This window comes from Nostoc sp. CHAB 5715, from assembly GCF_020829685.1.
Lineage (GTDB): Bacteria > Cyanobacteriota > Cyanobacteriia > Cyanobacteriales > Nostocaceae > Nostoc.
On sequence record NZ_JAIVFR010000130.1, the window covers coordinates 1 to 10,501 of the forward strand.

At 40.4% G+C, this 10,501-nt stretch carries 8 protein-coding genes; 2 read left to right on the plus strand and 6 right to left on the minus strand.

Annotation, left to right across the window (positions count from 1 at the left end; translation table 11 throughout):
* Positions 1–1,638, plus strand: a 1,638-nt coding sequence (dxs, locus tag LC574_RS09645; protein ID WP_229453288.1) for a 1-deoxy-D-xylulose-5-phosphate synthase, incomplete at its 5' end; no start/stop codon positions are given.
* Between the two features lie 99 nt (positions 1,639–1,737).
* Here the strand turns inward: dxs and LC574_RS09650 are convergent.
* The 5 genes from LC574_RS09650 to LC574_RS09670 form a co-directional block, all read right to left on the minus strand.
* Complete coding sequence (locus LC574_RS09650; RefSeq protein WP_229453290.1) at positions 1,738–2,061, minus strand: hypothetical protein; 324 nt, start codon at positions 2,059–2,061, stop codon at positions 1,738–1,740.
* A gap of 38 nt (positions 2,062–2,099) precedes the next feature.
* A complete protein-coding gene (locus LC574_RS09655) occupies positions 2,100–3,281 on the minus strand; it encodes a catalase (RefSeq protein WP_229453292.1) in 1,182 nt (393 codons plus the stop codon).
* A gap of 166 nt (positions 3,282–3,447) precedes the next feature.
* A complete protein-coding gene (locus tag LC574_RS09660; protein ID WP_229453294.1) occupies positions 3,448–5,076 on the minus strand; it encodes a peroxidase family protein in 1,629 nt (542 codons plus the stop codon).
* 80 nt (positions 5,077–5,156) lie between these two features.
* Complete coding sequence (locus LC574_RS09665; RefSeq protein WP_229453296.1) at positions 5,157–6,164, minus strand: DUF2235 domain-containing protein; 1,008 nt, start codon at positions 6,162–6,164, stop codon at positions 5,157–5,159.
* Positions 6,165–6,230: 66 nt separating this feature from the next.
* Positions 6,231–6,404: a hypothetical protein gene (locus LC574_RS09670; RefSeq protein ID WP_229453298.1), complete on the minus strand. Its 174-nt coding sequence runs from the start codon at positions 6,402–6,404 to the stop codon at positions 6,231–6,233.
* Positions 6,405–7,808: 1,404 nt separating this feature from the next.
* Here LC574_RS09670 and mtnA point away from each other — a divergent pair.
* The gene (gene mtnA / locus LC574_RS09675) at positions 7,809–8,888 is read left to right on the plus strand and encodes an S-methyl-5-thioribose-1-phosphate isomerase (protein ID WP_229453300.1); all 1,080 of its coding nucleotides are present in this window, start codon (positions 7,809–7,811) and stop codon (positions 8,886–8,888) included.
* Between the two features lie 805 nt (positions 8,889–9,693).
* Here the strand turns inward: mtnA and LC574_RS09680 are convergent.
* Positions 9,694–10,501: isocitrate/isopropylmalate family dehydrogenase (locus LC574_RS09680; RefSeq protein ID WP_267871476.1), on the minus strand; the 808-nt coding region annotated here is incomplete at its 5' end.

A 10,501-nucleotide genomic window follows, 5' to 3' on the forward strand; every position in this document is an offset into this window, starting at 1 on the left:
AGACAAAAAGACGGAGTTGCAGGTTATCTCAAACTCTGTGAAAACAAGTTTGACCACTTTGGGGCTGGACATGCTTCTACAAGTATTTCAGCAGCATTGGGCATGGCTTTAGCACGAGACTTAAAAGGAGAAAAATTTAAAGCCGTTGCTGTGATTGGGGATGGGGCGCTAACTGGAGGTATGGCTTTAGAAGCCATCAACCATGCCGGACACTTGCCGAAAACTAACGTGTTGGTTGTTCTCAACGACAACGACATGTCTATATCTCGCAATGTCGGCGCGATTCCCCGCTATCTGAACAAAATGCGCCTCAGCCAGCCGGTGCAATTTATTAAAGATAATCTTGAAGAACAATTTAAGCAAATTCCCTTCGTGGGTGAATCCCTGTCACCCGAACTAGGACGCATTAAAGAAGGTATGAAACGCTTGGCTGTTCCCAAGGTAGGTGCAGTTTTTGAAGAACTCGGCTTTACCTACATTGGGCCAGTCGATGGGCATAATCTCGAAGAATTGATTGCCACCTTCCAACAAGCACATCAGATACCAGGCCCAGTTTTGGTACATGTAGTAACAGTCAAAGGCAAAGGTTATGAAATTGCCGAACTAGATCAAGTTGGCTACCACGCCCAAAGCCCCTTCAACGTAGCAACTGGCAAAGCCGTTCCTTCCAGTAAACCCAAACCCCCAGCTTATGCCAAAGTCTTTTCTCACACTCTGGTGAAACTTGCGGAACAAAACCCAAAAATCATCGGTATTACTGCGGCGATGGCAACGGGAACAGGCTTAGATAAACTTCAAGCAAAACTGCCCAATCAATATATTGATGTCGGCATTGCTGAACAACACGCAATTACCCTAGCAGCAGGACTTGCAACTCAAGGGATACGCCCCGTAGCCGCTATTTATTCTACCTTTCTGCAACGCGCTTATGACCAGATAATTCATGATGTCTGCATCCAAAAGCTGCCAGTGTTTTTCTGCTTAGATAGGGCAGGAATTGTCGGATCTGATGGGCCCACCCACCAGGGTATGTATGACATCGCTTATCTGCGTTGCATTCCCAATATGGTAATAATGGCACCCAAAGACATAGCAGAATTGCAACGCAGGGTAGTAACTGGTGTTAACCATACTAGTGGCCCGATCGCTATGCGCTATCCTCGTGGCAATGGCTACGGTGTCCCATTAATGGAAGAAGGTTGGGAACCGTTGGAAATCGGCAAAGGAGAAATTCTGCGTACAGGCGATGACGTGTTAATCGTCGGCTATGGCACAATGGTTTATCCAGGAATGCAAGCTGCGGAAATTCTCAGTGAACACGGCATTGAAGCAACTGTAATTAATGCCCGTTTTGTTAAGCCTTTGGATACCGAGTTGATTTTGCCTTTAGCTAAGAAAATCGGCCGAGTTGTCACCTTAGAAGAAGGCTGTGTCATGGGTGGCTTTGGTAGTGCGATCGCTGAAGCTTTACTAGATGCAGATATTCTCGTTCCTGTCAAGCGATTCGGTGTGCCAGATGTATTAGTAGATCATGCTGAACCCAACGAATCTAAGACAGAATTAGGTTTAACTAGCCATCAAATAGCAGAGAGAGTGTTGCAAGCTTTTTTTAAGCAGCAAGTATCTGCTGTGGTTTAGTTAATTCTTTGTAAAATGAATCGCCCACACTTGAGTAAATGCAATTTACTTCTTTGGTAGTGGGCGATCGCTACATAAAATTTAGGAAAACTTTTCTACTTAACTACCTTCACCAATCGCAATAAAATTAAAAGCGGACTTTTCTTTCGTAACTGCCAGTTCTGGAGAACCTGCACTTGATTGCTGCTTAATTCCCAAATCCCAGATATTAACTTGAGCTTTGTTTGGGGTTATATCCTTAACAACGATTTGATTATCAGCACCCCAATCCTTCAAAGTAGCTACCACACTGGGAGGTTCAATAAAAGGTTCTAAAAAAGTAATTACATAGCTTCCTGTATCCGGTGATTGAACTTCAAACCCTTGTCCACTTTGTTTTGTACCGTCTTCAGCAACTGTTCCGTAAATAATTTTTTGGGTCATTTTTCCACCTATTTATAGTTAATAATTATTGCGAAAAATCAGACAGTTGGTTCCTGGTATTTGACTCCTCGTTTTTGATGACGGTCATTAGCAACGATAGGATAAACAATGCTGCGTAACCGATTAATCGCACCGACAGGACGATGCACCGCCAGACCATTCCCAGGAGAAAAACTGAGATTTTCTCCAAAGTCATTTTCTTTGGCAGAATTAACCTTTTGATGCTTAACTGTTAGGCGACCAACTGTAATGAAGGGTGATTCTTCTTGATTCCAAACAATAGTAGTATCATCAATAGACATTTCTGGGCTAGTTTGAAATTGAATTTGAAAGTCCCAACAATATTCAGCATCAGGCTTTGCTAAAGCTTGAATGATATCCTCTCGGTAGTAGTTGTCCTCTGAACCTGAGGCTTTGGCACGCTGAAGCTCACTTTCTGGTCTAGATTCGAGAGGAAGTTGTTGATGAGGTGGTTGACTGGAAACTGGAGTAAATGCATATTTAATCACAACCGGATATTCCACAGGAACTCGACCTGGTTGGGATGGATCAAAATCAGATTTGAGTCCCAAAGAATACGCTGAAGCACTCCAATAGCGTTCTATGAGCAAACTCTTGGGAAACCGTTTGAAACTAGTTTGTAAAAGAGTGGATTCGTAGGGATGCAACTTTAGCCAAAAAAGCACCAACAGCTTAAAAAGCGGAAACAGCCCCGCTCGATAAACCGCTACAAAAAAGCTGTGGAAGTCTTTGATGGTTCTAACAAAAAAGAATTCGGTATTGTGGACAATAATATCTTGGGTTTTTAACTCGTGACTTTGCGGTAGTCGTTCTCCTTCTACCCCGATCACTTTTACGGCCATGGAGCGCGTATCCCCTTCATAATCATTCTTTACTGAAAACGCACCATTTGCAAATCGTAGCCAAACCGGATATTGCTTGGGTTTGGCAAATAAACCTTGTTTTAGGGAAATGGCTTGAAGTTGAGCTTCAGTTAATGAGGTGCGTTTGCTCAATTCCTGCTTAATTGCTGCTTCATCAAAGTCAAAGATTTCTAGAGTTCCTTGTACAGCAGCGTTAGTTTTAGAGTGGGTATCTCTCTTTGCAGTTTTTTTCTTCTCACCTCCGTAAAGATTTTCCATATTCTTTTTGACTAGCTCACTCATGAGAGTGCAATATTTGGCTTCGTCTTTTTCTGGGTATTCGGTAAATAGTTTCATTTTTGAAAAGTAGGATTAATTAATCAATTGAGTTTATTTATTGTCCAGTCAGCTTCGAGTGACAGAGTTAGAAGAGTATTATTAAGAGCGATCGCTCCACCATACAAGACGCTACGCATAGCTTGCTTAATAGTAGGGGTACGATCGCATTAAAAGCCGATGTTTATTAAAGGTCAAAAGTAACTTTGTACTTTCTGCCTGATGGAGGAACGTTGCGATTAACTAAATCTGAGACTGTGTTGGTATTTTGAATTATTTCCCAACCCACAGGAGAAAAAGTCTCTTTATTGAAGATATTGGGTGATAGTAAAGGATTAGTTAGCGCTTGAGAAAAGGCATCAATCCCAATTAAGCGTGCTACTAGGGAAGGAATAGTTGAATTTTTCCGCCCATCCTCGGCGTAAAGTCCCACAAAGAACTCAATATTATCAACATGACCATATAATTCTTTGAGTTTCTCTTGAACAAATTCATCGCCGCTAATTTGCTCAAATCTCGTCACTCTGGGGAAACCACACAATTGGCGATAATCATTGTAGCTTGCTAATTGCAGTTGCCGTCCTAGTTTAATAGCGGGTAACTCGGTTAACTCAACCAATATATCAGGCGTGTTGAATAAACCAATTTTTGTACCTGCTTGGGAACAAGTTTCCTCCATCAATGCCCCCAAACCTTGATCAATGAACATCTTGTTGTTCCAGAGAGATGCAACAATATGGGTCGGTTTCCCGTTATAGTTAAAGGTTTCTGGAATCGCACTATGCCAGCGATAAACAAAGTCAAACTCAATTGCCATGTAATTAGGACGATGCCAACTTTCCTTAGTAAAAGCTTCAGGATCGGCAAACAACTTAAAGTGATAAGGAGTTATGTGGTTAATATACTCCTCCATAATTATTTTGAGAATAATCGCCATGAGAATGTTTCTCGCAGTTTGGAAGAGGCGTTCATCATCCCAATCTGGATAATTGCTTGCTAATTCATCACAAAGACGATTATGCTCCCGGAAACATAGAGTATTGAGCATGACATAGCCAATTTGCACATTTGCTCGTTCTACTCCCATCGCAAACAGATATTGTTTTTTATCTACGGGCTGTCTTTTTTCATCATTGACAGGTTCATAAAGACCCTCAAATTGAGCGTCAACTTTACCCTGCGCTGCATCGGCATAATAAAACAAGGGATATTCTTCTTCTACACCATCTTGGCGCTTGAGTTTTTGAGTTTTGAGTTTACCTCCTTCAAAGCTTCTTAAAAGGTGTGTTTGTTTTCTGGTTAAACCATAAACATTACACAAATCAATCTCATGGTTGGAAGTATTTTTTAATTTATTATAGTGATCGAGGCGGAGAAAACTATCAGTAAACCACTGCACCCAATAGGGAAACAGCATAGTTGATTTGGTAGAATAAATAGTTTTACCATCTCTTTTACGGAATAAGATAGCTAGGTCTTCAACTTTTGGTAGATTGCCCTCAGCGTTTAATTTTGGATCGGGTGGTAAATGTCGTCCTGTATAAGTGCGATCGTTGAGTGATTCCCAGGAAGTATAAGCATCAGTTTTCTTAGGAATTTTAGTATCAGGAATATACTCATCTAGAGTCATCATACTGTAGGCATTAGGACGAGTCGGAATTTTGTAGATGAGACTATTGAGTAGAGTTTTGTTAACTTTACGTTTTATAGATTCGTTACTTTGTAGAAGTTTCCAAATCGGTTTAAAGTTTGTTAAAACTAATGTTTGAATTTTGTTGTTTAAACCGTCTTTGGATGTATCTCTTTTTCCAGCCATAATTGTTTTTACCTTTTTTTCCACTTTTGTATTCAATGCACTCTAAATTTTTATGCTTCGATTAACCAAATTAATTTAACTTAATTCAGTTTGGAAATAATCTTTTGTAGATTCTTCGGTCGATAGTCTTTGCGACTTTTCAAACGGTTGATCGTGCTTTCATGAAGATCATCAATCACATCGCTGACCTCACGAAACTTGATTCCTGCCAATTTAAAGAATCCAACATCGTTCTTAAAGTCACATTCATAATTGGGGTTAATGCCTGTCGGAATCACACTTGGATCTAAGTCAAGCCCCAATCCCAGGACGCCGATTGAATCAATCATCCACTGTAAGGCAGCATCTGATAACCCACTATGTTCTTCTGTTCCACCGCCAACGCAGCCGTGCTCACCTGGAAACCATTTTTGAATTACCCGCTGGTTTTCAGCCTCAGGATGCTTTTTCATGGGAGTGACGTCAAAAATTTCGCGGATTTCGTCGATCGCCACTGCGTGCAATGCATTGTGAACACATTTGTTTAAAGTAGTGTCATGGAATCTGTACCGCTTATTCAGCTGCTCGTGCAACTTGCTGAAGGCGGGCATCCCAGGAATACCAAGGGCACCAACGGTATCAAAACAACCGACCAAGGTGATAGGGACGCGATCGCCAAAAGTTTGACGGTATTCCACAGCTTCTTTATCCTTTGGTTTAATATCCCGGCTACGGTAAAGCTCGTAAGCGTCATGTGCTTTGGCGATATGGGGGCGATCTAGAAGACCGGAGCAATAGATCATCCCCGCTAAACTTCTAACTGTGTAAGCACCACGACTGAAGCCGAACAGATAGATTTCGTCACCAGGAACATAATTGAGACTAAGAAATCGGTAGCCATCTTCTATATTTCTATCGATTCCTAGTCCGGTAGCTCCCCCTAAAACCTTTTGACTCTCGGTTCCAATACCCTCGTCGTAGAATATGATCTGTGTAACCCCGTCACTGGCGATCGGTTTCACGGATTGAGCTAACTTAACCACATTGCTTGGGTAAGGACTTGATAACTGTTGCCAGGTTCCATCACAGCAAATAACAAGACGTTTCATAGTTCTATTTCAAAGCCTTTGAGTAATTAGAGCAACGATGTTGTTGGTTTGTTAGACCACTTCTGACTAAGTAAAAGAAGATTTTATGAGAGCGATCGCCTTCGTCAGCTGAAGAAGAATTATGGCGATCGCACTAGCAGCAGCATCACTCAAACTCTGGGCTTCATCTTTCATCGAAGGACTAGTATCGATGACGATCACTAAGTCAACAGCAGGTATATAACTTGCTTGTTTACTCATACTTGGTTCCTTTTTCTTCTTTTGGAATAAACTAAATAATTTCATACTTTAAGAGGTTAATAATTTTCAATTTTGAAAATTAATGAAAATCCAAGTGTTAGACAGTGTTTTGGATAGATTAATTTTTCTAACCACTTAATTTACCAATTCTTTAAAGTGCCTTCATATATCCAAACTTTGGAGTACTCACTGCCTTGTTAAATTCTGCAATGAGCTTGCTGTATCCAAATGTAATGACTATTCTTACCTAAGGATATAGATGTCAAACCTGTAATTTAACTAATTCACCATACTAATGAATGTACTTTTTCTCAGTCCTTTTATTTCAATTTACAAGTATCCTTGTAGAATTTTGTACTAAAGTGTGGAATTGGTAAACTTAATGAAAAGTTGAGTTCTGAAACCAGTTAGAAAATGCTTCTCTGTGAGTACAGTTATGCGATTGTGATTAAGATGCAAAGTTTGCTCTTGATAATTTCTATACTACGAAACCTGATTTTGCTTAACTCTTATAAATCTTATACCATTTCTGTCAGAATCAATGCAATATTAATGTAATAAAAAAATACATTATATTAAAAATTATTTGAAATAACGCTAGTTAGGTTGTAGATAAACTTACAAAGGTGTGAATAAACATAGTACATTACAGTTAATGTAGTATAAGAAAATTAAGCAGTTATAAGACTTGATAATTTATTGACTGAACTGATAACTACATGTAGTATTGTTAACTAGTTACTTTTTATACTATTATTATTTTGCCAAAGTAAAATATAAAACTCTGATTTTGATGAAATTTTACTAATATAGCGATTCTCACTTGGGTGCAACACAGTCATAACCTCACCCCGTATTTGCTAACGCAAACACTCCCCTCTTCTTGCTAACTACGGTGTACACACAAGTACTTTCGTTCACAACACAAGTACTTTCGTTCACAACACAAGTACTTTCGTTCACAACACAAGTACTTTCGTTCACAACACAAGTCTTTTTGTTCACAACACAAGTACTTTCGTTCACAACACAAGTCTCAATACTGCGTAGGTTTTGAAGATTTGTAGGTTGGGTTGAACTTAAGTGTTAACCAACAAAGACTTGATAATGTTGGGTTTCGTTCCTGAACCCAACCTACTCCAGAGTGATTTTTCAGGCAAAACCTACGCAGTATTGACACAATACATAACAAGCGTAAATGCTTTTTAGCGGATTGCCGTAGGCATCGCTGTTTAGCTATTTTAATAAGTTCAGCTTATAAATGCAGGGTTTAGCAAAAGTTTTTTTATTTAATTTTTCAGTAAGACTATGAGATTTCAGGCAAATCTGTTGTAAAAGTTCAATAGTTGATATCTAGAATAGTTGCTATGATTGCATTTTTTTATTTTGAATTTAGAATTGTTTATGACACCTTCCACAAACCAGGTTTATCCCGTTATTTGGCACAATAACTCAGTGTCACTAATTGACCAAACTCGCTTACCCAACGAATATACATTTGTGGAAATTCACCGCAGTGAAGATATGGCGCGGGCGATTAAAACTATGATTGTGCGAGGTGCGCCTGCAATTGGTGTGGCTGCGGGGTATGGAATGTATCTTGGTGCCAGGGAAATTAAAACAAGCGATCGCCACGAATTTTTGCAACACTTAGATAAAGTAGCCCAGTTGTTGCGTTCTACTCGTCCAACGGCAGTAAATTTATTTTGGGCAATTAGCCGGATGATGAAAGCCGCCTATGAAACACTGGGAACGGTAGAAGACATCAAGCAAACCCTTTTGCAAACAGCCCAAGCAATCAACGCTGAAGATTTACAAACCTGTCAGGCGATCGGCGACAATGGTTTAGCAGTCTTGCCCACTACCCCAGAAAAGCTGACGCTGCTTACTCACTGTAATGCTGGGGCGCTAGCTACTGCTGGTTATGGCACAGCTTTGGGTGTTGTGCGTTCTGCTTGGAGAGAAGGACGTTTAGAACGTTTATTTGCCGATGAAACCCGTCCCCGTTTGCAAGGCGCAAAACTCACCACTTGGGAATGTGTTCAAGAAGGTATTCCAGTTACATTAATTACTGATAATATGGCAGCCCATTGCATGAAACAGGGTTTGATTCATGCTGTCGTTGTGGGTGCCGATCGCATTGCTGCTAATGGCGACACTGCTAACAAAATTGGTACATATAGTGTAGCGATCGCAGCTAAAGCCCATAATATCCCCTTCTTTGTCGCTGCACCCCTTTCTACCGTTGATTTTGAATTAGCCGATGGTAGCAAAATTCCCATTGAAGAACGCGAACCAACAGAAATTTATCAAGTTGGCGATACCATTCTCACACCTGCGGGTGTAGATTTTTACAACCCAGCTTTTGATGTGACTCCGGCTGAGTTGATTACAGCCATCATTACAGAGAATGGAGCGATCGCGCCTCATGAATTAGCAAAATCACAGGTAAAGCAATTACCGATTGGGTTAAATCCGAATTAATGGAGAACTTGCGCCGAGTTCTCGATAACTCTAAATCCGAATAACGGAAATTTTATAGGGGATTGCCCAAAAAAAATCTCCGACTTTTTAGAAAAGCCGGGGACTTTGTTTTTTGACTACTTTAAAATCTGACGCAATACGGTTCGGTTAAGGCAAGCGATCTAGGGCGTGTCATCAAAAAACCTTATCCGAACCGTATTGAAATCTGACGGATCAAAATTTATCAGCAATTTTTTCAATAATTTTATCTAAACTTCATATTTGGACTAAATTCAATAAGCAAAATCCGCAATTACTTTCTCAAAATAAGCTTTGACTTTCTCAAACCCCAGTTTGCTTTCTCATTTTGGTGTTTTCCGCAAGTAAAATAAACTTTGACTTTCTCAAACCCCAGTTTACTTTCTCATTTTGGTGTTTTCCGCAAGTAAAAGAAGCTTTTGCTTTCTCAAACCCCAGTTTGCTTTCTCATTTTGGTGTTTTCCGCAAGTAAAAGAAGCTTTTGCTTTCTCAAAATGCCATTTTAATTACTCAAACCCCAGTTCGCTTTCTGATTTTGGTGTTTTTTGCAAATAAAATGCCATTTCGCTTTTTTAAAATGGTTGATTTATCAGAGGATGTCTGAGAAGTATTAAATATTTGTTGATCCCCCTAACCCCCCTTAAAAAAGCGTGTATACACAAGTCAAATTACCCCCCTTAATCCCCCCGATGTTTTGGGGGGAAACAAGAAATCTAGTTCCCTCCCCTTAACAAGGGGAGGGTTAGGGTGGGGTAATTCGACTTGTGACTAATTAGCCCTAATGAACTTAACCAAAATGTTGAATAATTGCCTCGGCAAATTCAGAACATTTTAAAGGTTCAACTGGCGGTTCTAGCAATCTGGCTAAATCGTAGGTGACTTGACTACTCGCGATCGCATCGCTTAAACCTTTTTTAATTAAGTCTGCGGCTTCTTGCCAACCCAGAAATTCCAGCATCATCACACCAGACAAAATCACTGAACCTGGATTAATCCGATCTAAGCCTGCGTGTTTGGGTGCGGTACCGTGGGTAGCCTCAAATATGGCACTAGAATCACCAATATTTGCCCCTGGCCCCATTCCCAATCCTCCAACAATGGCGGCGGCGGCATCAGACAAATAATCGCCGTTCAAGTTCATCGTCGCCAGAATCGAATACTCATCCGGTCTGGTTTGGATTTGTTGAAAAATACTGTCAGCAATCCGGTCATTCACCAAAACTTTATCTTTCCATTTGCCCTCGCCGTGGGTTGCCCAAATTGTGTTAAGAACAGTTTCAACTTCCTTGACAATTTCTGCTTTCTTCTCTTCGGTAAGACCATCAAACCCAGGATCAATCTGGCGGGCGTTTTCTTCCAAAGAAATATTGGGATTTTTTTCCTTATTACTCAAAATCCAAGATTCTCGTTCCGTGACAGTTTCTTGACGAAATTCGCTGGTTGCTAGTTCATAACCCCAATCGCGGAAAGCGCCTTCAGTGTATTTCATGATGTTGCCCTTATGCACCAGAGTCACTTGTTGCTTATGTTTGGGCAATAGCAAAGCGTGTTTGATGGCACGTCTAACTAGGCGCTGAGAACCAGTTTTGCTGATG